The sequence below is a fragment of the Thalassospira sp. CH_XMU1448-2 genome, assembly GCF_037027285.1.
Lineage (GTDB): Bacteria > Pseudomonadota > Alphaproteobacteria > Rhodospirillales > Thalassospiraceae > Thalassospira > Thalassospira profundimaris_C.
Genome location: NZ_JAYMEA010000001.1, coordinates 1,451,825 through 1,475,766, shown reverse-complemented (window position 1 = coordinate 1,475,766; position 23,942 = coordinate 1,451,825). Strand labels below are relative to the sequence as shown.

The window sequence follows — 23,942 nt, the reverse complement described above, 5'->3', positions numbered from 1 at the left end:
TTCCCCTCAATACGCTGTCACAGTCGCGACGCTCTCTCCCCTCTGGCGTAAGACAGACCAAAGTCCCCCCTTGATAAGTTTCAGGAATACAGATGACCAAACGCCCGATCGCAATCATGTGGTTTCGCAATGATCTGCGGCTGGGGGATAATCCTGCGCTGCTGGCCGCTACGAAATGGGCGAATCAGAATGACGGGGTGGTGCTTCCTGTCTTTATCCTTGACCCTGTGATTGACAGTCAGCTTGGCGGCGCAACACGCTGGTGGCTGGAAAAAAGTCTGGAAGCTCTTGGTCACAGCATTGCAGAAGCGGGCGCCCAATCAGCCGCGACCAATGCCTCCTTGCACCTGCTGTCTGGCGATGCGGGCGACATTCTTGAAAACATCACGGATGCCCATGACGTCAAAGCGGTGTTCTGGAACCGGCTGTATGACAGGCCGTCGACCAGCCGCGATACCGATATCAAAGCAACGCTTCAGGACCGCGGCGTAGAGTGCGAAAGCTTCAAGGCCAACCTTCTGTTTGAACCATGGGAAGTCAAAACAGGTGGCGGAACTGATTTCAAGGTCTATAGCCCGTTCTGGCGTGCCTGCCAGAAACTTCCGGCACCACGTCAACCATTTGCCACCCCAAAGTCGATCACACTTGCTGACATCAAGATTGCCGGTGAAGTCAGCCTTGCAGCCCTTGATCTGGCACCAAAACCGTTTGATTGGGCTACTGGCTTTGCCGAGCGGTTCACGCCCGGGGAACAGGGCGCGAAAGACCAGCTGTTTGACTTTATCGATGAGCGTCTTGTCGATTATGCCGACTTGCGTGATCGTCCGGACCACCGGGTCACATCGGAACTTTCCCCGCATCTGCGTTTCGGGGAAATCAGCCCCTATCAGGTATGGCACAGTGCCGGTCATTTTGCCGATGCCCATCCGGGCAAGGGCAAGACAGCATCAAAATTCATGGCGGAACTGGGCTGGCGTGAATTTGCCCATCACATTCTGTTCCACGCAAGCGACCTGCGATCCATCCCGTTGCAACGGCAGTTCAGCCACTTCCCCTGGTCAAATGACAGCACGACACTTGAACGATGGCAGAAGGGCCAAACAGGCTTCCCGATTGTCGATGCCGGTATGCGCGAACTTTGGCATACGGGATACATGCATAACCGGGTGCGGATGATTGTCGGATCAGTGCTGGTGAAACATCTTTTGGTGCATTGGCGTGACGGGCTTGCGTGGTTTGATGACACGCTTGTCGATGCCTGTCCGGCCAACAATGCCTTTTCGTGGCAGTGGATTGGCGGATGCGGTGCCGATGCTGCCCCCTATTTCCGTATTTTCAACCCGGTCCTGCAGGGCGAGAAGTTTGATCCGGCTGGTGAATATGTTCGCCAATGGGTGCCGGAACTTCGCGACATGCCCGAACAATATATCCATAAACCGTGGGAAGCGTCTCCGCTGATCCTCAAGGCCGCTGGTGTCACCTTGGGACAGAATTACCCGGAACCCGTCACCGGGGTCAAAGAAGGCCGTGAGCGCGCTCTAAGGGCCTATCAGGACATGAAGCAATCTGTGGCATAGCCCCTGAACTTCAGGACTGCTTTTCAAGGTACCAGATCAGATTGTCCATGGTGTTTGGCGTCAAGATACCGTCAGAACAAATCACGGCTTCCACGAATGTGTCGAAGGCGCCCTCCGGTTGACTGTCACCAAGCCGCAAAGCCGACGTTGTAACAGCACAACGTTCAAAGTCATTTCCCTTGCCAAACGCGATCAAACCAGCCGCGCCATTTTTATGCGCGGGCTTGGTTACTGTCATCTTCTTGCTGATCACTGATGTGATGCGTCTGTCGAAGCGGGTTCTGAATTCTGGGGAGTCACTTTCAAGCTTGAGCATCTCGGGCGGCGTTACAGTTTCCCAATACCCAATTCGGATAAAGCCGTCACCATAATCAAGTGTCCACTCATAAGCCGCAGTGGCATTCTCGTAGAGACCTTCATATGGCGCTTCTTTGGCAGCGGTAACCTTGCGCCCCGATGCCTCTGCAACGTTGAACTGGATCTCCCGTCCCTTGATATAACCAGCATCGCCTGTGCTGGTGCATGCAGCAAGCAGTCCCAAAACAGCGATCAATGGCAAAGCAAGAATTTTACCCGCAAAAAACGGCTTTGGCTGGGTCATGCGAACTCACTTCCAGAACAGTTTTTGCTCGAAAAAGGCCGCAGCAGCATCCTCAAGCCCCTGAAGTTCCTGCTCGACGCGGGCTGCAAACCAGCCCGACACCAGCCCGACCGCGACCAATCCGTCCTTTGAAAGAGACGATGTCAGATCGGCAAGCCTTGCCTCGGCAACAGCGGCATCCTGCAATTGCCCAAGAATTTCCTGCATCGAGGTCAGTTTTGAGCGGAACTTTTTGACCTTTTTGGATGGATAGACCGACCCGAAGAACTCGGTGCCATAGCGCATCTGTTTGACATCAAGGCGCAAGGCATGAAGTTGCGCAACATTAAGCTCGGCGATCTTTTCACCGCGTCTGGTCACTCTTTTATATGCCTGATCCAGCAATGGTCCGGCCAGATCGGCAACCGGGGCTGCCATTGCCTTCATCTGTTCGGCACTGGCCCCCGACGCCCAGCGCGAATAACTGGCCCAGGCCCCAAGGATCAAAAGCAACTGCCCATATTCCGGCTGATCAAGCATGGTTCGCGCAGCTTCCAGCGCCTTCGCACGCTGTTTTTCGGCAGCCTTGCGCAATTGCGCTATACCGTCATGATCCGGGAAATGGCCTTCGATCATTGGCAGGGTTTGACCAAGAAACACATCCCAGTCGCGCAAACCGTCCAGTCCCTTGCTACAGGATTTCAACAATCTGCGCAGCAAGACAGCCTCACCCGCCGGAAGGTTTTTCTTGAACAGGTTCAAGCCGACGCGCAGACGACGCATGCCGATGCGCATCTGATGACATCCTTCGATATCAAGGTCATTGCGCACGCAGACCTCGTTGCTCAGGATCATGCGAAGCCCCTGCCCCAGCAGGACACGAAAGGCCGTTTCAGCTGACATGTCATCTGTCAGCTTTATCGGTGCGGCGCGATAGGCACCCGGCGCTGTGCCAAGATACAAATCACGTCCGCGCGATGCCTTTGATCGCATGCTGAGCAACAGGGGAACCGTACGCTGCAGTTCAAGCGCCAGATCAAACAAGGCCGCCGGATGTCCCTTTTTAAGCTCGAACTCGACTTCGGAAATCGGGGTTTCCTTGTCACCTGATCGCACGACACCCTGATCGATTGCCAGTTCCATCACCGCATCACGATAGGTCAGATCCACCGCGCTGCGTTTCAGGTCGCTTTCAAAGATGCGGTCGATCTTTTTCTTTTTGGCAAATTTGGTCAGAAGCTTTTTGACGTCCTTGTCCGTAAACAGATCAAGATCAAGAACGCCTTCGGAAAGCTCGACAGTCCATTCTTGGCGTGCGGGCAATGCTTCACGCAGACCATTCGATGTTTTGACCGTCTGCTCCCAGCCCTTGTTACCTTTCTTGCGAAGTCGGATCGCAATTCCCTTGTCGGCCAGGGAAAGTTTCGGGGTGTCATGATAGATCGAAACCAGATGCGTGGTTATCAGGCGACGGCCTTCTTTGACCTCGCGCAGGACCGGTGCATTTTTAAGGCGCGCAACATGTTTCGGATCGATCCGAAGTTTCAATTCGATCTCGATCTGTTTCTCGGTCATGTCAGTCCCCTGAGCATCCTGTTTGTCACCTGAACCCCGATAACACCACTCAAACTCAGATTGCAAAGCGTACCGGAATGTAAAATTTCCGCAACAAAAGGCATAAATATTAATAAAATCAAGCGCCAAAGAACGAAACACCATTTCGTTCAAAGCTTTGCTTTCAATTGAAAACGATTTGATGAAAAGAGGTTCGTTTGGCCCAAACTATCGATAAAAACACTTACCCCGTTTAAGAAGACACTGAACTCAGCTGCAATCTGATGGTCGATTCTCATGGTACCGAATGTTATTCCCGTTGTCCCTTTGCGATAAATCTAGAATACTTCCATCAACCCAGAATAAATTAGACAATCAACTATTCAGGCAGATATGGCTCAGGCTCACGACGAACGAGAACCCTTGATAAAAAGCAGCATCGGACAACTCTGGTATCTAACAACACCTTTTCTGGCAATTCTGGTTGGCGGGATGATGGCTTCTCCTGCAAGTTCGCAGGAAAACGTACATGTGAATGCAGGAACGATCCAGAAACTCAGCCGTCCAGAACGCCCGATTGTGCCTAAACAGGATAGTGATTCACTGGCACTTGACCGGCCGGTGCAATCTGAAAGTGCAATCGGCACCAGTCAGAAGGATCACCGCAGCGTTGAAATCAAAAGCCTTGTCTTCATCGGAAATTCGACAATCTCCTCCGAAGAGCTAAGCCGTGAACTTGCCCCATATCTTGAGCGTCCGCTTACCATTTCGGAACTCGGACAACTAACAGACGCGGCGTCCGGTATTTATCACAAGGCTGGATATAACCTTGCTCGGGTCGTTATTCCACCACAAGACATCGTCAATGGGACGTTGCAACTGATCGTCCTTGAAGGACGGCTGGCATCAAATGGCATTGAAATCAGCGATCTTTCCGAAGGCCGAATTTCGATTGACCGGCTGCAGAATATTCTAAGTACGCAAATCAATCCTGCAGACCCGGTGCAGCGTCAATCCTATGAACGGGCACTTTATCTTTTGGAACTCTTGCCTGGAGTCACAATACGGTCATTTCTCTATCCTGGTGACGAGGTAGGAACGACAAGGCTTCTGGTCGAAGCATATGCAACACCTGTCATGTCGGGTGTCATCGCCGCAGACAACCATGGCAGTCGGGCGACAGGTACCAATCGTGTCTCCGGATATGGGGTAGTCGAAAACGCAACAGGTAAATTCGAACGCATTGAATTGAATGCTTCAGCAACCGGACCGGGCACAAAATATATCGCAGGACGGGTTGAAGTTCCGGTTGGAACGGATGGACTCTCGTTTGGTGCGACTGGTGAGGTCCTTGGTTACGAAGAGATTGATGAATTTGATAGTGGTGACGAGCATGGCTATGGCTGGTCAACCGGTGTATTTGCCACTTATCCTGTCTATCTTGATGCTCTCAACGCCCATTTCGCTCACGGGTCGCTGAACCATCATAACCAGATCGACAAAGGCAACGTCATTGGTCGCGAAGAACAGAATATCGAAAATATCGATCTGGAACTGCGCGGCGCGACCAACTGGCAGGACCACAAACTGGCGCACACGTCCTATCGCCTTTTTGGTAATGCAGGGGCTGTCGACTTCGAGGATGGCACAGATGAACTTGGTGCCAATGGCGGATTTGCGGTTTTCGGGATCGAGCTTTCCCACCAGCAACCCATACATGGTCCTTTTTCAAGTCGACATGATCTGGGCGGGCAGATTGCAACATCAAACCTGAACGGCCTGTTCAAATGCTATGCCGGGGGCCCGGACAGCAACCGCGGCTATCCCGTTGGCGCAGTCGCAGCTGATGAGTGCATCACATTTAATAACGAGCTTCTTTACAACGTTCCAACGCCTGATCTGAATACGAACTGGCAGTTCGGCGTTTTCGTTGATCTTGCGCGAACACGCGAGAACGCCGATCCAGTCAGAGGCCAGAACAATGATCTTGATACGCTTGTCAGTTCCGGACTTTCCATGCAGGCAAGCTGGGGCACGTATGGTTTGCTCCGCGCGGCATTGGGACGTCAGTTCAACGACACGAAACAGCGCGAACGCACCGGCATGGACGATGACCGGCGTGACGCCCATTACCGCGGATGGCTGCAATTTGCGCTTTATTTCTGATATGATGACGACGTCCTGAGGATAATCGCCATGACCTCTTTGAAAACACGCATCGCGCAACGCCTCTCCGTCGCCAGTTGTCTGACGGCGATATTTTTGCTGCCTCCGACTTGGGCCGATGCCCAGACCAAGAAGTCCAAAGTCAATAGCGCGGCCTATTCAAGTTCAACCACCACGGTCAAAAAGAGCAAGCTGAACTCAGCAATCTATAGCCATCCGACATCATCAGTCGATTTCGCGAGACATAGCCCAAAACCAGCAGCAATTGATCAGGGACTGGGGGGCGCACAGTCGATTGTTACAACCGGCGCAGCATTGTCGCCAGCAATACCGCCGCAAGTGGACATCGCACCGGTTTACATTGAATCAGATGCCCCCCAACTTGCAGAAACCCTGCAAAGTCAAACGATCATCATCACGGTTGGCACAAATCCCGGTCATGGCAGTGCGCACACCCATGCACATCCCAACGGGAATGCATATCTGCATGCAAATTCAAATGCGGCTTTTCAGGGCGGGACCGTCACGACAACGACCGGCACTGCAACGGGCGTCACCCCCACCACCGGACCAACACCTCCCAACAGCGGGGGGCCTGCGGTCCCAACCGCCCAGTCGCTGACCAACACCGCACCATTGGCAAAACCACATCACGTGACTGGACAGCACCCAACCTATCCGTCAAAGCAAAAGCCGCAGGCGATAACGCAAACCACGCCGCAGCCCATGGCCATTCCAAATGCCGTGCCAAACGCGGTGCCTCAGCAAGCCGCATCACAGGGCCCGACCATGATCCCGCAGGCGATACCCCAAGCCACGCCACAGCCCATGACCATTCCAAACGCTGTGCCAAACGCGGTGCCTCAGCAAGCCGCGTCACAGGGCCCGACCATGATCCCGCAGGCGATACCCCAAGCCACACCGCAGCCCATGGCCATTCCAAATGCTGTTCCACATCAGGCCACTGCGCAGGGTCCCAAGCCTATTCCACAGGCGAAACCTCCGGCCATACCGCAACCTGTTACGCAGGGCCCGCCGGGTTTGGCTGTGGCAAACAATCAGGTTTCATTCCAGATTCCCGCTCAGGGATCGAACCAGAGTCCGTCAGCGAATCGCCCGAACAAACCGGGCCCTAACAATCCTGGCGCAAAGCCGCCAGCCAATGCCGGGGGTCAAACACCACCGTCACAACAGCAACCGCCACAGCAGCAGGGAACAGATATATTCCAACTGACGGCGAGTGATGTTGCTCGTTTCCGGTTGTCGACCCCGCAAGAAGTGCAACCAGTGTCGACAAACCTGAACCACACTGTCATCGGAATCGCCTTGCCGCGATTTGACTGACAGGTCGCACTATACTTAACCCTCTGAAAGTATGGGTGGAACTTACCCACCCATCCCTTTGCGCAGGTTTCAGCAATGCTGAACGCCGCTATGCTGCCCTTGGGACACTTAAACAAGAGGGTAATAATGAAAACCAATAAACTTCTCGGCTTTGCCGTTATGGGGACAACACTTTTACTGGCTGGCTGTCAGACAACGAGAGATTATTCCTTCTCGGAATGGCAGGAACAACCGGTTGGTAAATCACGCTTCAATATACCGACCATTTCCAACATTCCGGTCACCAAGCTTGAACAGAATGATCGCAACAACGGTCAGGTCCAGAATGAAAAATGGGAACTGGGATGCGGTAAAGGCATCGTGACCAGCGCCTATACATTTGATGTATGGTTTACGCAGCAGACCGAACAAAAACTTAAGGACGAGGAACAATTCCGTCAGGAATTTGCCAAAAACAACATTGAAATCCTCAAGGCCTTTCCTGTCACCTCAAACGATAATGGACGCGCTGTCGGATATTATGCCGACGCCAATATCGGAAGTATTTCGGACTGCAAGGTTGCCAAGTTCGGTTTCCGCGCGACGCGGGGACAGAAAATCTATGACAATGATCATGGCGGCATTGATGCCGTCGTCAGTGTCTTTTATTGCGGCGAGCCGGAACTCAACATCAATAAACTGATTCAGGGCATCAGTCTGGTCAATGATCGCGACGCCTATGCAGCAACAGTCGCAGCCCTTACTACCCCGCAATGCCCGGCGCGTAAAACGTCGGCATCCACTTCGTCCCCGTCATTTGAAGACAGCGACTGGGCAACAGCGCGCAAGGGCAAATATGACCGGACCTTTGCGATCACATGGGGTAGCGGTTTCTCTGACGGGTATCTTGAGACCAAAATCGATCTCAAGGACTATGGCGGGACCATGGAGTTCGTTGGCCCCAATAGCGCAAATTGCAAAATGCAGCTTAGTGTCAGAAAATATGACAGCCCGGCTGAAGGCACATGGTTCGCAAATTGTGACAAGGGGGATTTCGCATCAGGAACCTTTACCCTTGATCGCCAACGCAACCTGACGGGCGAAGGAACTGATCAGGACGACAAGGCTGTCGACTTCACGCTCTGGCTTCCTGAAACAGAGGCCTGCGGGGCCAAGAAACAAAAAGCCCGGCCATAAGGCCGGGCTTTTTTGGCTACCGAAAGATGGTGCCCAGGGGCGGATTCGAACCACCGACACGCGGATTTTCAGTCCACTGCTCTACCAACTGAGCTACCTGGGCATCTTTTCTTTCTCTCCGTTTCCGGAGCGTTCCCTGCGGAACGAGCGGGGTTATACAAACTCCTTTGGGGCTTGTCCAGCCTCAAATCGCATTTTTTTTACGATTAAAATTCTTCTTCATCTTCAAGGTCTTCCAGATACTCTGGCGGCTCGGTCGCGGGAATTGCATAGCTTTCATTCAACCACTTGCCAAGGTCGCGATCTGCGCACCGTTTCGAGCAGAAAGGCTTGTATTTTTCCTCTGCCGGCTTGCCACAAACCACGCAGTCAGAGCTGACTGTTTTCGTTGAATTTTCTCGGGTCATTCTAGTTCTTTTCCAACCGGTATTCATCGCTTCCAAGAGCGGGATCAGCCACTATGCTCGGGGCAGCCCCGAACGCCTTGGTCATTATCTGGATCGCCTTACCATTATCTGCAAGCTGTGACGCAAGGTTGGGCGCGACATACAAATCAACGGCCCCCACCACCCCGTTTCGGGACTGGGCAATAACATTACGCAGAACAGAATTGAGCGCAGAAACACCATTAAGCGGATCCTGATCCTGTTTTAGCAGGACGCTTGCCGCAAGCGATTCGCCAGCCCGCTGACGACTGAACTCATAGAGTCCCAAACGGGTAAAGCCACCAATCTGAACCGCACCATCGAGTTCAGGCCCAAAGGCCGCTTTGATTGCTGCGTCAAATTTATCACGTCCGGCGCGCGATTTCATGCGCAACGGATCAAGAACAACAAGGCCGCCAATATTACGCAACCGTATCTGATGAACGATTTCGGTAGCCGCGCGCAAGTTGAGGTCAATTGCACGGGTTTCGCTGTCCCGACCGGAATCGGCCCCGGCGGCATTCACATCAATCGCGCAAAGTGCCGTTGCCTGATCTATTGCAATCCAGCCCCCACCGGCAAGATCAACCCGGATGGCTAGTGCATCGGCAATCTGAACTTCAACATCCTGCTCATCAAACAACAGACGTGTTCCGGTATGGCGGTGCAAATGTTCATCGGACTTCGCATGTGCCGTTAAAATCCCGCGCAGGCGCACGAATTCGTCGACACCGTCAACAATGCAAATCTGGCCTGCCATCAGACGACGCTCGATCATCTGATCAAGTTCGGATTGCGCCTTGAAAACCAGCAACGGTTTTCGCGGATCAGCCAAGGCAGATTTGGCATTTTGCCAGTGCGACTTTAACAGACGATATTCCCCGGCAATCGCATCCTTGTCCCAGTCAAGGGCGGTAGATCGCAACATGATACCGTCGTCATCAGCTTGCAGGGACCTGATCGTACCAAGCAGCTCTGCACGTTGTTCCGGGTCTTTCAATTTTCTGGGAAGTTCGATCAGCTTGCCACCGGGGCGCAGGATCATCCCGACACCTTCGATCGCGATCTTGCCGGTCAGCTTGACGCCTTTGTCTTCAAATCCGAGACGGGAAATCTGCACCAGAACCCATTGTCCCTCATGCAACGGCCCGTCATATCGGTCAAAGGGAAGCAAACCATCATCAATGCCGTCGAGCGCAACCATTGCGCCTGCCATTTCCGGCAAAACTTTTGAAACACATCCAAGATGGATATCAAAACGCGCTGGTCCGCCACGGTCGATCCAAAGGCGCGACAGACGGTCACCTTCAATCAGGGCAACCCTGCGTTCAAGCGCAACGGCATCAATCAGCAGGCGGTCATCATGATTTCCGCCGACTGTCATGCTCAGACCTCTTTTGAGTGATAGCCAAGACCGCGCAGCAAACCGTCCACTTCACAAAGCGACAGTCCCACGACATTCGAGTAAGACCCGGAAATCGCCTTAACAAAGGTGGCTGCATGGCCCTGGATGGCATAGGCACCTGCCTTGCCCTTCCATTCATCATGCGCCAGATAGCGATCAAGGTCTTCGGCACCCAGAGTTCTGAATTTGACCTGTGTTTCGATCACACGCGACCGTTCAGTTCCATCCGGTGCAATGAGGCACATACCGCCATATACGCGATGCCGGCGGCCTGACAACAATGTCAGAAATTTTCGTGCCTCAGTCTCGTCTTCTGCCTTGCCCAGCGCACGTTGCCCACAGGCAACAACAGTGTCGGCAGCAAGCACAAAAGCCCCACCATTGACGGCTGCAACGGCACGGGCTTTTTCTTCGGCAAGGCGTAACGCAAGTCGGCGTGGACTTTCGTCTGCCTTGGGCGTTTCATCGATATCAGCCGGAGCAACCTGATCTGGCACAATTCCGATCTGCGCAAGCAGCTCAAGACGGCGCGGCGATGCAGATGCCAGTATCAGTTTCGACAAGACGTGGCTCCCGAGTATCGGATCTTCACCATGGGAACAGAAATGTAAGGATGTCACATATGTCCCGTCAGCAGCAACAAGTGACCCCGGGCGCAAGGGTAAACCGCACGCCAGACAAGGTCAATTTGCGCTGGAACTGGTTTCAGATTACTTGAAACGGAAGGTGATACGACCTTTGGTCAGGTCATAAGGGGTCATTTCAACGCTGACACGGTCCCCTGCGAGAACACGAATACGGTTCTTGCGCATTTTGCCCGAAGTGTGAGCAAGGATTTCGTGGTCATTGTCCAGCTTCACGCGAAACATCGCATTGGGCAGAAGTTCAACGACAGTGCCCTGAAACTCGATAACGTCTTCTTTAGCCATGTGACTCCTAGCTTTCGTATTGCAATATCAAAATACCGGTGGGCCGCAAACTGCTCTGAACCGGGCAAAAGGTCAAGTCCTTTCACACGCGGGGCACAGCGCCCCTGCACTGCGGCACAGACATGGCAAGAGCAAGCCCCGGCAAAATAGCAGCAACACCGCCATGATTGCACATGATTGATCCTTTAACGGCCAAACAAAGCACCGTATGTTTGCAAAACCGCACGCCTCGCCCAAAGGAAGTCCATTTCATGTCGCTCGAAAACGATCCCGTTATCCGCCTTGCCCGCGAAACCGATGCCCCGGCAATCCACGCCATGCTGCTTGAAATCGCCAAGGCGACAGGATGCGAAAACAAGTTCAAAAGCAACCCGGATGACCTTGCGCGTGACGGCTTTGGCGAGAACCCGGCCTTTGAAGCACTGATCGCCCTGGAAAATGACAAGCCCGTGGCCGTGTGCCTGTATTTCCCAAGTTATTCAACCTTCCGCGGGCAAGCGGGCCTTTATATTCAGGATCTTTACGTCGCTCCGTCGCATCGTGGTGGCGGATTTGCCCGCAAACTGGTCGTCGCGGTTGCCAAGCGCGCGCACGAGACCGGTAAAACCTATATCCGGCTGTCGGTTGATGCGGAAAATATTGGCGGCCAGCGTTTCTACGAGAAGATCGGGATGCGCCATGCCGATGATGAACGTATCTTTGTTCTCGACGGAACGGCCTTTGCCGCGCTTGGCGCCGAGCAGGATCAGTCCTAGACCTTGGGCGCAGGCCCAACCGGAAAACGGTCAAGGATGCGCTTTTTGATCTGATCACGTACCTGACGATAGGCTTCCAGCCGCACCTCGCGCGATCCTTCGATCATGGTGGCATCAAAGGTATTCCAGAATTCAACGTCACAGGCCATCGTGCGGGTCATTTCCACCGCACGGTGCTGGGCTTCAGGTGACATGGTAATGATCAGATCAAAGAACCCGTCTTCAAGCTGATCGAATGTCTTTGACTTATAGCTTGAGATATCCAGCCCGATTTCGTCCATCACTGCGATAGCAAAACCGTCAACGTCACCTGCACGTACGCCACAACTTTCAACATATATACGGGTTCCGTGATAGTGCCGCATCAGGGCAGCCGCCATCACGGAACGAACGGCATTGTAACTGCAGGCAAAAAGAACCGAGCCGGGAAGTTCTTCTGCCACTTCGCCTTAACCCCGGATGTGAAGGACACAAATCAGCGTAAAAAGGCGACGTGCCGTATTTTCATCAATCGTCACCTTATCGCTCAGAAGCTCACGAAGCTGTTCGGACCCTTCGTTATGAAGGCCGCGGCGCGCCATATCGATAGTTTCAATCTGGGCCGCACTCGCCTTTTTAATCGCGTCATAATAGCTTTCGCAGATCATGAAGTAATCTTTCACAATCCGGCGAAACGGCGACAAGGGAACAGGGATGGTGGTCAGATTTTCGCTGTCATCATCGCCTCGCACATCCATATAGATGCGATTTTCTTCAATGCGCATATGCACGGAATACGGGCCTTCGAACCCGCCAGCAGGTTCGAAGTGATTTTCTTCAAGCAGGTCATAGATCGCAACCGCCTGCTCGTGCTCCACCTCGGGACGGCGACGCACCTTGTATTTTTCGTCAAGATAAATACCGGCGATACACTGATTTGAAGCCATGGCTTTCTCCCTGCGGTCCCCTCACGCGCTGCACTGCAACAGCTTACATCTGGTTTGACCGGATCGCTACAGAAAGTCCATGTGCCTGCAGGCCTTCGCTTTCAGCCAGTGCAATTGCCGCTGGCCCGATTTTGGCAAGGCTTTCCGGTGTACACTTGATCAGCGAGGAACGCTTGACGAAGTCCAGAACCCCGAGACCGGAAGAAAACCGCGCCGAACGGGCAGTGGGCAGAACGTGGTTCGGCCCGGCGACATAGTCACCAATGGCTTCTGGCGTGTAGCGCCCCAGGAAGATCGCACCTGCATGATGAATGTGTTCAGCCAGTGCGTCCGGGTCATCCACCGCCAGTTCCAGATGTTCCGGGGCGATCCGATCCACAAGGGCCGGAGCCTGCGACAGATTTTCCACCAAGACAATTGCACCAAAGTCGCGCCAGCTTGCGCCTGCGATTTCGGCACGCGGCAATGTTTCAAGATGTTTATCAATAGCCTGCTGCACACGACCGGCAAACTCGGCGTCATCAGTGATTAAAATCGACTGTGCAACCGGGTCATGTTCGGCCTGCGACAGAAGATCAGCTGCTACCCAGCTCGGATCATTACTGCCATCCGCCACCACGAGGATTTCGGACGGACCGGCAATCATATCAATACCGACCTGACCGAAAACGCGACGCTTGGCTGCGGCAACAAAGGCATTGCCCGGACCAACGATCTTGTCGACTGGCTTGATGGTTTCCGTGCCATAGGCGAGTGCTGCAATCGCTTGCGCGCCACCGATACGATAGATTTCATCAACGCCAGCAATACGGGCTGCGGCCAGAACAAGCGGATTCATTTTGTTGTCCGGGGTCGGCACCACCATGACAAGGCGCTGAACGCCAGCAACCTTTGCCGGGATCGCATTCATCAGAACTGATGAAGGATAGGAAGCAAGACCACCGGGAACATAAAGACCCGCCGCCGAAACTGCCCGCCAGCGCCAGCCAAGCTCAACCCCGGATTCGTCAGTATAGCGTTCATCAGCAGGCATCTGTTTGGCGTGATAGGCACCAATACGCTCTGCCGCAAGCTTGAGCGAGTCCAGCAGGTCAGTTTCAATATTTGCGATCGCAGCGTCGACTTCGTCCTTCGTGACGACCATGCCCTTGGCATCGATATTGAGGCGGTCGAACCGGTTGGTATAGTCACAAACGGCTTCATCACCACGCGTGCGAACATCGGCGATGATGTCGGCAACGGCCGCATCAACATCGGCATCCGATTCGCGTTTCATGCCCAGCAGCTTGACGAAGTCTTCTTCAAAGCTGGCGTCGGTAATGGAAAGATTAAGCGGCATTTACTACCTCGGAGAAACGGTCGATCCAGGGCTGAATATCGGTCGGGCGGGTCTTAAGGGCCGCACGGTTCACCACCAGACGCGATGTCACATCTGCAATATGTTCTATCTCGCGCAGGCCATTGGCCTTAAGGGTACTTCCGGTCGATACAAGATCAACGATACGACGGCAAAGTCCAAGTGTAGGGGCGAGTTCCATCGCGCCATTGAGCTTGATGCATTCTGCCTGTACACCGCGGGCCGCGAAATGAGTGCGTGTAATATGCGGATACTTGGTAGCAACCCGGACATGCGACCAGCGCGACGGATCATCACCGTCAACCATGTCTGCCGGCTCGGCAACCGCGATGCGACAATGCCCGATATTCAGATCAAGCGGTGCATAGATGTCAGGATAATCAAATTCCATCAGGACATCGTTGCCGCAAACCCCGATATGGGCGGCACCAAAGGCAACAAAGGTTGCAACGTCAAAGCTGCGCACACGAATGATATCGATATGCGGATGATTGGTGGAAAACCGAAGCGCACGGGATTTCGGATCATCGAATGCCGCTTCCGGCTCGATCCCTGCGGATCGGACCAGTGGCATCACCTCGTCAAGAATGCGCCCCTTTGGCAGGGCCAGCACCAGCTTTTCGTCACTCATAAATCAGTCGCCTTACGCGTTTGTCTGTCGTCCGGATCGTTTTGCGATCACAGTCCGGCCAATCAGGCCGGAACCCGGACACGTTCGATCTGCGCCCCGCAGGCCGCAAGTTTTTCTTCCAGCCGTTCATAACCACGATCAAGATGGTAGACACGGTTAATAACGGTCTCGCCCTCGGCTGCCAAGCCTGCAAGCACCATTGATACCGATGCACGAAGATCGGTGGCCATGACTTCGGCCCCGGAAAGCTTGGCACTACCGCGCACGATCGCAGAACGGCCATGCACATTCACATCCGCCCCCATACGACCAAGTTCGGGCACATGCATGAAGCGGTTTTCAAAAATGGTTTCGGTGATCATGGATGCACCATTGGCAACCGACATCAGCGCCATGAACTGTGCCTGCATATCGGTCGGGAAGCCCGGATAGGGTTCGGTCATGACATCAACACCGCGAAGGGTTGCACGGTTACCGCGCACTTTCATGCCGTTTTCGGTTTCCTCAATCTCGACGCCGGCCTTTCTCATCGCATCAACAAGACTCTCGATCAGATCCATCCGGGTGCCGGTAAGTTCAATCTCGCCGCCCGTGATGGCAGCAGCAATCGCATAGGTCCCGGTCTCGATCCTGTCGGGCACAACCGAATATTCGGCACCATGCAGGCGCGGCTTGCCGGTCACTTTCAGGGTGTCGGTACCAATGCCTTCGATCTCGGCCCCCATCGCAACCAGGCAATGAGCAAGATCCGATACTTCGGGTTCCCGTGCGGCATTGGCGATGGTGACAACACCGTCGGCAAGGGATGCCGCCATCAGGGCATTCTCGGTCGCACCAACCGAGACCTGCGGGAACAGGATGTGACCGCCCTTAAGGCCTTCTGGTGCGCGGGCTTCGATGTAACCCTCGGTCAGGTGGATTTCCGCGCCCATGGCTTCCAGCGCCTTGAGATGCAGGTCAACCGGACGGTTCCCGATGGCACAACCACCAGGCAGGGAAACACGCGCGATGCCGCACCGCGCAACAATCGGACCCAGCACCAGAACCGACGCACGCATTTTGCGAACAAGGTCGTAAGGTGCGGTTGTGGACGTGATTTCCTTAGCGGTCATTTCCAGAACGCGACCTGTGTGGCCGCCATTGGGCGCATGACCGTTCAGATGCAACGCCACACCATGCTGGGCAAGAAGATTCGCCATCGATGTGATGTCTGCCAGATGTGGCAGATTTGAAAGGGTCAGCGTTTCATCTGTCAGCAGGGCCGCTGCCATTAGCGGAAGGGCCGCGTTTTTGGCACCGCCAATTGCAATTTTTCCCTGCAACCGGCGACCACCGGAAATCTTGATCTTGTCCATTCAATCCTCTTTGTGCTGCGCGCATAAACGCAGCAAACGCGCGTCTTGGCATGTCAATGCCAGATTGGTTGCCATGCCTTTATCACAGACGCGGCAATGTGACACCTTTTTGGCCCATATATTTCCCTGCGCGATCCGCATAGGAGGTATCGCACTCGCTTTCGGCTTTCAGGAAAATGAACTGGCATGCGCCTTCATTGGCGTAAATGCGTGCCGGTAAAGGTGTCGTGTTTGAAAATTCCAGCGTCACATGCCCTTCCCATTCCGGCTCAAGCGGTGTGACATTGACGATAATGCCACAACGGGCATAGGTCGATTTGCCAAGGCAAATCACAAGCGTGTCGCGCGGGATGCGGAAATATTCCACGGTGCGCGCCAATGCAAAACTGTTGGGCGGGATCACACAGACGTCGGTCTGACGATTGACGAACCCGTCATCAGAAAATTCCTTGGGATCGACAATAGCCGAGTCGACATTGGTGAAAATCTTGAACTCGTCAGCAACACGGGCATCATAACCATAGGAACTGACACCGTAAGAAATGACACCGTCACGTTTGAAACCGTCGACAAACGGCTCGATCATGCCTTTTTCCTGCGCCATCTGGCGTATCCAGTGATCCGGTCTTACCGACATATTGCCATCCCCTTGTTGCGAAAAAGTCCCAGTGCTTTTCAGCATATTCGGTTTTACCCGTGCGACGCCCCCAAGATCAACCAAACGATACGCTCGGGCGCGCTTTCTGCTAGCCCCGCACTCATCGGCATTTCGTCCGTCATAATCTCCATCCCGTTCACGAAGCGCGAACATCAGGAGGCATAAACGACCTATTTATCTGCATTCTTGTCCGAAACAGAGTCGTTCTGCGTTTCCTTGCGCGAGCGCTGCTGTTGCTTGCGCTTGGCCAGATTGGCGCGAAGGGCCTCGGCTTCACGTTTAAGACGCTCTTCATTTACCGCTGGGCGGATGTCAGATTTTTTTGCTGTCATGGTCCGATTTGGGTTTCTCGTTCAAATAGCCGGTTCATTCCTTGGGCCTGTTATAAAACAGCAGGCGAAAAATTACAGCCGATCTTGACGAAAACAGGGCGAAAAGCACGGTTGTGCAATCATTCGGAAAACTTCGCATATTTCGGGCTTGACCAATTACTGATACGTGGCCTATAACCCGCCCGCACCGCATGGGGCATACGCTGCTGTAGCTCAGGGGTAGAGCACTCCCTTGGTAAGGGAGAGGCCGGGAGTTCAAATCTCCCCAGCAGCACCATCCCCCATCGATTTGCCTGATGATATCGGGCTGCTGTAGCTCAGGGGTAGAGCACTCCCTTGGTAAGGGAGAGGCCGGGAGTTCAAATCTCCCCAGCAGCACCATTTCCCCGGACTTGTTATTTGCAAACTGTGTTTATGCGTTCAATCTGCATAAATGACATTTTGCGCATCTGCTCCGCAGATATGCTTTCCCGAAAAGTCACAGAATTATCGCTGAATAAGAAACCGCAACGAAAAGATGGTCGGGTCGACTTTAAGTGTCTTGCGGCACAAGATGGCAAGGATCATCGGGTAACCCGCCACAGACAGAGCAGCAACAACAACGCCCCCCATCATGCCGATCTGGGTCATTGCTAGTACAAGCCCGATCACAGTCAAACATGCCCAGACTGAGACTATTTTGGTCATCGCCCGGTGAATGCCCGTCATATTGAGCAAGGCAACACTTGGCCCACAGGCAGCCTGCACCCCGTATGCAACAAGCATCACGCGCAAATACGGAACAGCAGCACCATAGTCACTACCGAACAGGGACAGTAACTCGGGTGCAAAAATGAAGAATGCACCGCAAACAGGCACCGCCACCAGCATGGAGAAACCTGTCGCCCGCGATACCAGAGACTGCAATTCCCAAGTATCGTCTTTGGCCATCGCCGTGGAGAGAAACGGTGCCACAACTGAATTCACTGCAGTCAGTGCGAATGCAACCAGCATCGCCAAACGAATGACAGCCCCAATCTCACCAGCATCAAATGCCGAGAGCAATACACCGGCAAGAATAACTGGCGACTGATTGAGCAAAGCGATGGCAAGCTGGGAGAATAGAACATTCAATCCAAGCTGCAGCCAAAGGCGAATATCGGCCATGCCGGGATTAAAGGCACTTGTCCACCTGATATGGCCGCCCCTGACAACAAGGAACAGGGCCGAGAGCATTGCGACAGCAAGTGCAACCGCATAAGCGCTGACCACTGTCAGAAGGCTGAGATCGCCGTACACCCAAAAATAAAGTGTCAGAAGGCACACAGAAAAGACAAGCGGCCTGACGACCGCCTCGCCAACCACCGCACGCGACACGTTGGCATCTGCGCGAATGGCACCTTGCAAAACGGCCATTGTCACCGCCAAGGGCAAGCAAATGCCTGCCGCGAAACCGATTTCAAAGCTGTAATTTCGGAAATGGACGAGAACAACCGCAAGGACAATACCGCCGATAATCGACAGAATAGCTGCAAAGGCCAAGACAAAGCGCTGCATGCCGCTGACAAGATGCCGCTGCCCTTCCTCCCGATATTTTGGCAGAAACCGCACAATAGCGGTATCCATGCCAAATGTTACGACAGGAGCCGCCGAGATAATCAACCCGAGTATGACTGAAAAGAAGCCGAAAAGATCCTTGCCGCCATACCGTGAGATAAACACGCTGGCCAGAAACATCATGCCTGCCGAAAACGCGTTGGCGAACAGCACGAAGATCGCGGCAAATTTCACATCAGTTTATCCGTAAAAGGACCGGTACCATTCAACAAAGTTACCAATCCCTGTTTCGATTGACGTTGCCGGCTTGAAGCCAACGGCGTCGGTCAGGGCATCGACATCGGCATAGGTTGCCGGAACGTCACCATCCTGCATCGGCAACATGTTCTTTTCGGCTGTCTTGCCCAATGCCTTTTCGATCGTCTCGATCATATACATCAGCTCGACCGGGCTGTTATTGCCAATATTGAACACCCGATAAGGTGCCGAGCTGGTAGCAGGGTCCGGTTTCGCCGAGTTCCAGTCTGGATTTGGTTGTGCGACAGAGGAAATGCAACGGTAAACACCTTCGACGATATCGTCGATATAGGTGAAGTCGCGGCGCATTTTGCCTTCGTTAAACACATCAATCGGACGCCCTTCAAGGATGGCCTTTGTAAACAGGAACAAAGCCATATCCGGACGACCCCAAGGACCATAAACCGTAAAGAATCGAAGACCGGTGGTCGGCAAACGATAAAGATGGCTATAGGTATGGGCCATCAGTTCATTGGCCTTTTTTGACGCCGCATAAAGGCTGATCGGATGATCAACATTGTGATGAACGGAAAATGGCATCTCTGTATTCATACCATAGACAGAGCTGCTCGACGCATACACCAGATGCTTCACGCCATTATGACGGCAACCTTCGAGGATATTGGTAAATCCGACCAGGTTGGAATCGATATAGGCATGCGGATTTTCAATTGAGTAACGCACACCGGCCTGAGCAGCCAGATTCACGACATAGGTCGGCTTTTCGGTGGCAAACAGGTCTGCAATACCCTCGCGATCTTCAAGGTCCATGCGCACAAACTTGAAACCGGACTTCCCTTCAAGACGGGCAAGACGCGCTTCCTTAAGGTTAACGTCATAATAGTCGTTGACGTTATCCAGTCCGACAACCGTTGATCCCTGCTCAAGCAATTTAAGACAAAGATGGGAACCAATGAAACCGGCAGCACCCGTGACGAGTACCTTTTCGTTAGCGGGAATAACAAAGTCGGACATATGCGTATGAATTCCTGATTGAACGGAGCACAGCGATCATAACTATATCGCCGGAATTTGGCTTTTTTGATATCAGCAAGCCCCGGCTTGCGCAAGCCATGAGCGCCGCTTGTGTGCAGGCAAATCCGAAACAAGACTCCGAACGCGTTTTCTGATACTGTGATCAAGATGAATTCTTGTTTCAAAATCGTGGAAACATATTCGGACCAATGATTGCAGCTGGTCAAACCATAGCAAATCCGAATAGCGGCGGATTGGGCATTATCCTGAATGTTCGGGAAATTGCGCAAACGGCCGACGGGCGTGTTTTGGCCGAATATGAAGCCGTCGAGGTCCAGCGCCAATTGGCAAAGGGCAGCGGACTTTCACCTTATGCCATTGCAGGTGAAGGTGCCGATGGTGCAAGAACACGTATTGTCGATCCCAGAACCCTGACCGAAGCACAGGCCGTTGCAGGCGGCGTAAGCCGGTCTGAATATCGCGACGCACTGAAAGCCAGCGACGATAATAGCAACAGCCCCAACGCGCCCTCTGATGGCACAGACCTGGACCCGGCAGAAGAAGCTGTGGTGTCACAACTTCAGGCCCGCGACTCAGCCGTCCGTCAGGAAGAGGAAGCTCACGCTGCGGCCGCAGGCCCCTATGGATCTGCACCACAATACACTTATCAGATCGGCCCGGATGGTAATGCATACGCCATTGGTGGCCATGTGGATGTCAGCGTCTCCTTATCAGGAAGCAAAGCTGACCGAGACCGCGCTTTGGCAACTTTACAGAATGCGGCGCTTGCACCAAATGCACCGTCTGGTGCCGATATGGCAGCCTTCCGTCAGGCCAGCCTGCTGCGCGCAACAGGCAGCCACGAAAGCAGAGCATTCTCGCCGGAAGAATCCATTAGTCAGAATAGCCGTTCCGGAGACGACATCGCGCGGAACGTTTCAATCACGGCCTGATTCCCGACCTTTTGAAACACCTTCTAACCTCCCATATACTATGCATTATGGGAGAACATATTGACTCTCGATCAGATTAACCTATCTGATCGAATAGTTGAGCCTTTCAGAAACTATCCTGCCGTTTGACACAACCCCGGTTTTGTTGAATGCTGCGCTCGCGTCCGGGGGGGACGCTTGAATTGACAATCTAACGATCGCGCGTAACCGTCTCTTGAGCACGGGGAGCGTTTCCGAAGCCAATCACCAGATGTCAGAGCTTTGGACAAGAACGGGTACTGCATAAAAATGAACATCCTGCTAGCAGACGACCACGATCTCGTCAGAGACGGGATAACTTCCTTTCTAAAACTCGCAGCGCCGGAAGTAGAAGTCGCGCAGGCGAAGGATTTCGCAGAGGCACTTGCCGTCGTTGACGGCGAAACGGACGTCGAACTGACAATCCTTGATTTGAACATGCCGGGGATGAATGGCCTTTCGGGCCTGACCGTCATGCGTCAAAAACATCCCGAAATACCGGTCGTCATTCTTTCGGGTTCCGTCAAAAGAAGCGACGTTCTTAATGCACTGGAACATGGTGCATCGGGTTATCTGCCCAAAACGCTCTCGGGAAAATCACTGATCAACGCTTTGCGCCTTATCCTTTCGGGTGAGAAATATATTCCGTCGGCATTGCTTGAGGATGACGGGTCACAGATCCGTCCAGGTGAAATTGACCTTGATGGTCTCGCACCAGACAATCCCCTGCGTCAATTGACCAACCGTGAACGCGAAGTTCTTGGTCTTCTGACAAAAGGTCTTTCCAATAAGGAAATTGCCAAACAGCTCACGGTTCGTGAAATCACGGTCAAAGTACATCTTACAGGTATCTTTAAGAAGCTTGGCGCAGCCAACCGTACCCAGGCCGTAAAAATTGCCATGCAGCTTGGCTGGGAAGCATAGACAGCATCGTTGCAATTGCAAAGAATTGGAAAAGCCCGGCATAGCCGGGCTTTTCTTTTGTCTGCACAACAGAAAACTGGCTACATTTGCCCACAGACCTCTGACAACTCGTCAAGAATTCCCAGAAGTTCCTTAAGATTGAGCGGTTTTGACATCACCATCACCGGCGCATCAGCACCATCGTCATCAACCGGACGTTCGGCGTCACCGGGATGCCCCGTCATTACAATCACCGGCAATGCAGGATCACGGCTTCGCAGTTCCTTGACCAGCGAATTACCATCCATCTGAGGCATACGGATATCGGTAATCAGGATATCGGGTTGAACAACACCGGCTATCGCCAGGGCATCTTCACCGTTGCTTGCTGCCGAAACATTATAACCCTGTGCTTCGAGATACCCCGAAATAATCTCCATCGCATCAATCTCATCGTCAACGACGAGTATCCGCGTATTCTGGCGTGCCGCAGTATTTGAAGATGTATCATTAAATACCTGCTCGTCGGGGATATCAGCGAAAATATCCTCTGACACGTCCCCGAAACTCACAATCGGAAGAGTTACCTCAAAGCAGGCCCCGTCCCCCTCGTTGCGCACATCAATCTTGCCATTCATCGCTTCGATAATCCCGAAACTGACGGAAAGGCCAAGCCCCGTCCCCTTGCCTACATCCTTGGTTGTAAAGAATGGGTGGAACAACAGGTCTATGGCAGCTTCGGGCACCCCCCCACCGTTATCATTCACAGCAAGTTTCAGAACCTTGTGGTTTTCATCAACCATCGCACTCAGTCGGATAAGTCCGCCAATGCTGCCATCATCACCATTCTCGTTGATCGCGTCGCGCGCATTGGTCAACATATTGACCAGAACCTGCTCCAATTGAACCTGACGCCCTTTGACCAGACATGCCTGCGCGGGCGGTACAACCTCGATCATGATGCCTGATAAACGACAATCATGCTCGATCATGTCAACGGAGCGTTCCACCGCCTTCATTGGATCGAATGGCACAAAATCATCATCATCCGGTCGGCTATAGATTTGCAAATGTTTGATGATCTCTGACATGCGTTCCGTCTGGCTGCTGATCAAGGACAACCTTTCGCGCTGAAACGCCGGTTTGACAGCCTCCAGATCATATTGCAATGCGCAGGTATCTGCGGCCATGCGGATCACATTTAATGGCTGATTCATCTCATGGGCAACAGAGGCCGCCATCTCACCAAGGGTAGCAAGTTTGGACGTCTGAACAAGCTGCCGTTCAATTCTGCGTTTTTCGGTGACGTCTTCAGCCAACATGAGCATTGCGGGCGCACCTTCATGTGTAAACGCAATGGCCGAAACTTCCAGTTCGACGTTATCGCCGTCCGGACGCTGACAAATGATTGTAAAATCAGCGCGTCCACCATACCCGTCCTGATAACGTGCAATATATTCACCCAGCGTTTCCTTGCTGGTCGGATGCACCATTTCCATGAAAGAACGGCCAACCAGTGCGGCACTATCCTCCGCCCCAAGAATGGAAAGCCCCTGCTGGTTGATATAAACGATTTCCTCCCCGCTCAGGATCGAAATCAGTTCAGGTGCAAGTTCAACCAGCTTCCGGTAACGTTCCTCACTTTCCTTGAGCGCACGCTCCGCACGAGAACGTTCAATAGCATAGCGGATTGAACGGCGGATGGTGCGTCCATCAGGAAACTCCTTTGTCAGGTAGTCCTCCGCCCCATGTTGAAGGGCTTCAAAAGCAAGCTCTTCATCCTTGTGCCCGGTCAGGACAACAACCGGTGCGGTATTGGCACAACTGCGTATCTGACTGATGGTGGCAACACCTGATGAGTCAGGCAAAGTCAGATCAAGCAGCACCACGTCAAAAAGCGCATCGGGACCATCGCCATTCAGTACCGCCATCGCCGATCGAAGGTCGCTACGGTGTTCGATGTCAAATGGTTCTCCGGTTTCTTCCAGAAGCGTTCGCACCAGAAAGGCATCGCCGGGGTTGTCTTCAACAAGAAGAATTCGAAACCGCTGCTCAGGCATCGTCATATTTTTCCAACTGTCAGATTGGCA

The 23,942-nt window shown here is 53.3% G+C and carries 23 protein-coding genes and 3 tRNA genes; 9 read left to right on the top strand and 17 right to left on the bottom strand.

Features of this window, described 5'->3' with window-relative positions:
* The first annotated feature begins 92 nt into the window (after nt 1-92).
* The gene (locus WA318_RS06620) at nt 93-1,577 is read left to right on the top strand and encodes a cryptochrome/photolyase family protein (RefSeq protein ID WP_336080357.1); all 1,485 of its coding nucleotides are present in this window, start codon (nt 93-95) and stop codon (nt 1,575-1,577) included.
* Between the two features lie 10 nt (nt 1,578-1,587).
* On the opposite strand, the gene WA318_RS06615 is transcribed toward WA318_RS06620, so the two are convergent.
* The gene (locus WA318_RS06615; protein ID WP_336080356.1) at nt 1,588-2,178 is read right to left on the bottom strand and encodes a hypothetical protein; all 591 of its coding nucleotides are present in this window, start codon (nt 2,176-2,178) and stop codon (nt 1,588-1,590) included.
* 6 nt (nt 2,179-2,184) lie between these two features.
* Nucleotides 2,185-3,732 (bottom strand): CYTH and CHAD domain-containing protein, encoded by a 1,548-nt coding sequence (locus WA318_RS06610; protein WP_336080355.1) that lies wholly within the window; start codon nt 3,730-3,732, stop codon nt 2,185-2,187.
* Nucleotides 3,733-4,134: 402 nt separating this feature from the next.
* Between WA318_RS06610 and WA318_RS06605 the strand changes: the two genes are divergently transcribed.
* From WA318_RS06605 to WA318_RS06595, 3 genes are all read left to right on the top strand, one after another.
* Nucleotides 4,135-5,877, top strand: a complete 1,743-nt coding sequence (locus WA318_RS06605) for a ShlB/FhaC/HecB family hemolysin secretion/activation protein (RefSeq protein ID WP_336080354.1) — start codon at nt 4,135-4,137, stop codon at nt 5,875-5,877.
* 30 nt (nt 5,878-5,907) lie between these two features.
* On the top strand, nt 5,908-7,221 hold the full coding sequence (locus WA318_RS06600; protein ID WP_336080353.1) for a hypothetical protein: 1,314 nt from the start codon (nt 5,908-5,910) through the stop codon (nt 7,219-7,221).
* Nucleotides 7,222-7,347: 126 nt separating this feature from the next.
* Nucleotides 7,348-8,397: a hypothetical protein gene (locus WA318_RS06595; protein ID WP_336080352.1), complete on the top strand. Its 1,050-nt coding sequence runs from the start codon at nt 7,348-7,350 to the stop codon at nt 8,395-8,397.
* A 27-nt stretch (nt 8,398-8,424) separates the two neighbouring features.
* Here WA318_RS06595 and WA318_RS06590 read toward each other — a convergent pair.
* The 5 genes from WA318_RS06590 to infA all read right to left on the bottom strand — a co-directional run bounded on the left by WA318_RS06590 (nt 8,425) and on the right by infA (nt 11,156).
* Nucleotides 8,425-8,500, bottom strand: a tRNA-Phe gene (locus tag WA318_RS06590).
* Between the two features lie 103 nt (nt 8,501-8,603).
* On the bottom strand, nt 8,604-8,804 hold the full coding sequence (locus WA318_RS06585; protein WP_114099089.1) for a DNA gyrase inhibitor YacG: 201 nt from the start codon (nt 8,802-8,804) through the stop codon (nt 8,604-8,606).
* A 1-nt stretch (nt 8,805) separates the two neighbouring features.
* The gene (locus WA318_RS06580) at nt 8,806-10,206 is read right to left on the bottom strand and encodes a ribonuclease E/G (protein WP_336080351.1); all 1,401 of its coding nucleotides are present in this window, start codon (nt 10,204-10,206) and stop codon (nt 8,806-8,808) included.
* A 2-nt stretch (nt 10,207-10,208) separates the two neighbouring features.
* Nucleotides 10,209-10,790: a Maf family protein gene (locus WA318_RS06575; RefSeq protein ID WP_114099086.1), complete on the bottom strand. Its 582-nt coding sequence runs from the start codon at nt 10,788-10,790 to the stop codon at nt 10,209-10,211.
* A 147-nt stretch (nt 10,791-10,937) separates the two neighbouring features.
* Nucleotides 10,938-11,156: a translation initiation factor IF-1 gene (gene infA, locus WA318_RS06570; RefSeq protein ID WP_007092059.1), complete on the bottom strand. Its 219-nt coding sequence runs from the start codon at nt 11,154-11,156 to the stop codon at nt 10,938-10,940.
* A 251-nt stretch (nt 11,157-11,407) separates the two neighbouring features.
* On the opposite strand from infA, the gene WA318_RS06565 reads away from it, so the two are divergent.
* Nucleotides 11,408-11,911 (top strand): GNAT family N-acetyltransferase, encoded by a 504-nt coding sequence (locus WA318_RS06565; protein ID WP_336080350.1) that lies wholly within the window; start codon nt 11,408-11,410, stop codon nt 11,909-11,911.
* Here WA318_RS06565 and WA318_RS06560 read toward each other — a convergent pair.
* From WA318_RS06560 to WA318_RS06530, 7 genes are all read right to left on the bottom strand, one after another.
* The gene (locus WA318_RS06560) at nt 11,908-12,354 is read right to left on the bottom strand and encodes an arsenate reductase ArsC (RefSeq protein WP_114099083.1); all 447 of its coding nucleotides are present in this window, start codon (nt 12,352-12,354) and stop codon (nt 11,908-11,910) included. The two genes, WA318_RS06565 and WA318_RS06560, sit on opposite strands and share 4 nt — an antisense overlap.
* A 6-nt stretch (nt 12,355-12,360) precedes the next feature.
* Nucleotides 12,361-12,837, bottom strand: a complete 477-nt coding sequence (locus WA318_RS06555; RefSeq protein WP_114099082.1) for a UPF0262 family protein — start codon at nt 12,835-12,837, stop codon at nt 12,361-12,363.
* A gap of 43 nt (nt 12,838-12,880) precedes the next feature.
* Entirely contained in the window at nt 12,881-14,176 is a 1,296-nt protein-coding gene (hisD, locus tag WA318_RS06550; protein ID WP_336080349.1) for a histidinol dehydrogenase, read from the bottom strand.
* On the bottom strand, nt 14,166-14,825 hold the full coding sequence (gene hisG, locus WA318_RS06545; protein ID WP_114099079.1) for an ATP phosphoribosyltransferase: 660 nt from the start codon (nt 14,823-14,825) through the stop codon (nt 14,166-14,168). The genes hisD and hisG overlap by 11 nt, the downstream gene beginning before the upstream one ends.
* 62 nt (nt 14,826-14,887) lie before the next feature.
* Nucleotides 14,888-16,180, bottom strand: coding sequence for a UDP-N-acetylglucosamine 1-carboxyvinyltransferase (gene murA, locus WA318_RS06540; protein WP_114099078.1), 1,293 nt, complete (start codon nt 16,178-16,180; stop codon nt 14,888-14,890).
* Between the two features lie 82 nt (nt 16,181-16,262).
* Nucleotides 16,263-16,817: a dCTP deaminase gene (gene dcd / locus WA318_RS06535; protein ID WP_062956196.1), complete on the bottom strand. Its 555-nt coding sequence runs from the start codon at nt 16,815-16,817 to the stop codon at nt 16,263-16,265.
* Between the two features lie 191 nt (nt 16,818-17,008).
* Entirely contained in the window at nt 17,009-17,170 is a 162-nt protein-coding gene (locus tag WA318_RS06530; RefSeq protein ID WP_181850337.1) for a hypothetical protein, read from the bottom strand.
* A 202-nt stretch (nt 17,171-17,372) separates the two neighbouring features.
* Here WA318_RS06530 and WA318_RS06525 point away from each other — a divergent pair.
* Nucleotides 17,373-17,447: transfer RNA gene (locus tag WA318_RS06525), tRNA-Thr, on the top strand.
* A 29-nt stretch (nt 17,448-17,476) separates the two neighbouring features.
* A tRNA-Thr gene (locus WA318_RS06520) sits at nt 17,477-17,551 on the top strand.
* Between the two features lie 105 nt (nt 17,552-17,656).
* Here WA318_RS06520 and WA318_RS06515 read toward each other — a convergent pair.
* Nucleotides 17,657-18,940: an oligosaccharide flippase family protein gene (locus WA318_RS06515; RefSeq protein ID WP_336080348.1), complete on the bottom strand. Its 1,284-nt coding sequence runs from the start codon at nt 18,938-18,940 to the stop codon at nt 17,657-17,659.
* A 6-nt stretch (nt 18,941-18,946) separates the two neighbouring features.
* On the bottom strand, nt 18,947-19,978 hold the full coding sequence (locus tag WA318_RS06510) for an NAD-dependent epimerase (RefSeq protein WP_336080347.1): 1,032 nt from the start codon (nt 19,976-19,978) through the stop codon (nt 18,947-18,949).
* Nucleotides 19,979-20,187: 209 nt separating this feature from the next.
* On the opposite strand from WA318_RS06510, the gene WA318_RS06505 reads away from it, so the two are divergent.
* Together WA318_RS06505 and WA318_RS06500 are read left to right on the top strand one after the other, a co-directional pair.
* Nucleotides 20,188-20,931 carry a putative metalloprotease CJM1_0395 family protein gene (locus WA318_RS06505; protein ID WP_114099075.1) on the top strand — a complete coding sequence of 248 codons (744 nt, stop codon included), beginning with the start codon at nt 20,188-20,190 and terminating at the stop codon, nt 20,929-20,931.
* Nucleotides 20,932-21,219: 288 nt separating this feature from the next.
* Nucleotides 21,220-21,873, top strand: coding sequence for a response regulator (locus WA318_RS06500; protein WP_114099074.1), 654 nt, complete (start codon nt 21,220-21,222; stop codon nt 21,871-21,873).
* 80 nt (nt 21,874-21,953) lie between these two features.
* On the opposite strand, the gene WA318_RS06495 is transcribed toward WA318_RS06500, so the two are convergent.
* Nucleotides 21,954-23,912: a response regulator gene (locus WA318_RS06495; RefSeq protein ID WP_336080346.1), complete on the bottom strand. Its 1,959-nt coding sequence runs from the start codon at nt 23,910-23,912 to the stop codon at nt 21,954-21,956.
* Nucleotides 23,913-23,942: the final 30 nt, after the last annotated feature.

Excerpts from the sequence above, each read along its gene's own strand:
- WA318_RS06620 (WP_336080357.1), top strand. The coding sequence starts at position 93 with ATGACCAAACGCCCGATCGCAATCATGTGGTTTCGCAATGATCTGCGG.
- WA318_RS06615 (WP_336080356.1), bottom strand. The coding sequence starts at position 2,178 with ATGACCCAGCCAAAGCCGTTTTTTGCGGGTAAAATTCTTGCTTTGCCA.
- WA318_RS06610 (WP_336080355.1), bottom strand. The coding sequence starts at position 3,732 with ATGACCGAGAAACAGATCGAGATCGAATTGAAACTTCGGATCGATCCG.
- WA318_RS06600 (WP_336080353.1), top strand. The coding sequence starts at position 5,908 with ATGACCTCTTTGAAAACACGCATCGCGCAACGCCTCTCCGTCGCCAGT.
- WA318_RS06595 (WP_336080352.1), top strand. The coding sequence starts at position 7,348 with ATGAAAACCAATAAACTTCTCGGCTTTGCCGTTATGGGGACAACACTT.
- WA318_RS06585 (WP_114099089.1), bottom strand. The coding sequence starts at position 8,804 with ATGACCCGAGAAAATTCAACGAAAACAGTCAGCTCTGACTGCGTGGTT.
- WA318_RS06580 (WP_336080351.1), bottom strand. The coding sequence starts at position 10,206 with ATGACAGTCGGCGGAAATCATGATGACCGCCTGCTGATTGATGCCGTT.
- infA (WP_007092059.1), bottom strand. The coding sequence starts at position 11,156 with ATGGCTAAAGAAGACGTTATCGAGTTTCAGGGCACTGTCGTTGAACTT.
- WA318_RS06565 (WP_336080350.1), top strand. The coding sequence starts at position 11,408 with ATGTCGCTCGAAAACGATCCCGTTATCCGCCTTGCCCGCGAAACCGAT.
- WA318_RS06555 (WP_114099082.1), bottom strand. The coding sequence starts at position 12,837 with ATGGCTTCAAATCAGTGTATCGCCGGTATTTATCTTGACGAAAAATAC.
- hisD (WP_336080349.1), bottom strand. The coding sequence starts at position 14,176 with ATGCCGCTTAATCTTTCCATTACCGACGCCAGCTTTGAAGAAGACTTC.
- hisG (WP_114099079.1), bottom strand. The coding sequence starts at position 14,825 with ATGAGTGACGAAAAGCTGGTGCTGGCCCTGCCAAAGGGGCGCATTCTT.
- murA (WP_114099078.1), bottom strand. The coding sequence starts at position 16,180 with ATGGACAAGATCAAGATTTCCGGTGGTCGCCGGTTGCAGGGAAAAATT.
- dcd (WP_062956196.1), bottom strand. The coding sequence starts at position 16,817 with ATGTCGGTAAGACCGGATCACTGGATACGCCAGATGGCGCAGGAAAAA.
- WA318_RS06530 (WP_181850337.1), bottom strand. The coding sequence starts at position 17,170 with ATGACAGCAAAAAAATCTGACATCCGCCCAGCGGTAAATGAAGAGCGT.
- WA318_RS06510 (WP_336080347.1), bottom strand. The coding sequence starts at position 19,978 with ATGTCCGACTTTGTTATTCCCGCTAACGAAAAGGTACTCGTCACGGGT.
- WA318_RS06505 (WP_114099075.1), top strand. The coding sequence starts at position 20,188 with ATGATTGCAGCTGGTCAAACCATAGCAAATCCGAATAGCGGCGGATTG.
- WA318_RS06500 (WP_114099074.1), top strand. The coding sequence starts at position 21,220 with ATGAACATCCTGCTAGCAGACGACCACGATCTCGTCAGAGACGGGATA.
- WA318_RS06495 (WP_336080346.1), bottom strand. The coding sequence starts at position 23,912 with ATGCCTGAGCAGCGGTTTCGAATTCTTCTTGTTGAAGACAACCCCGGC.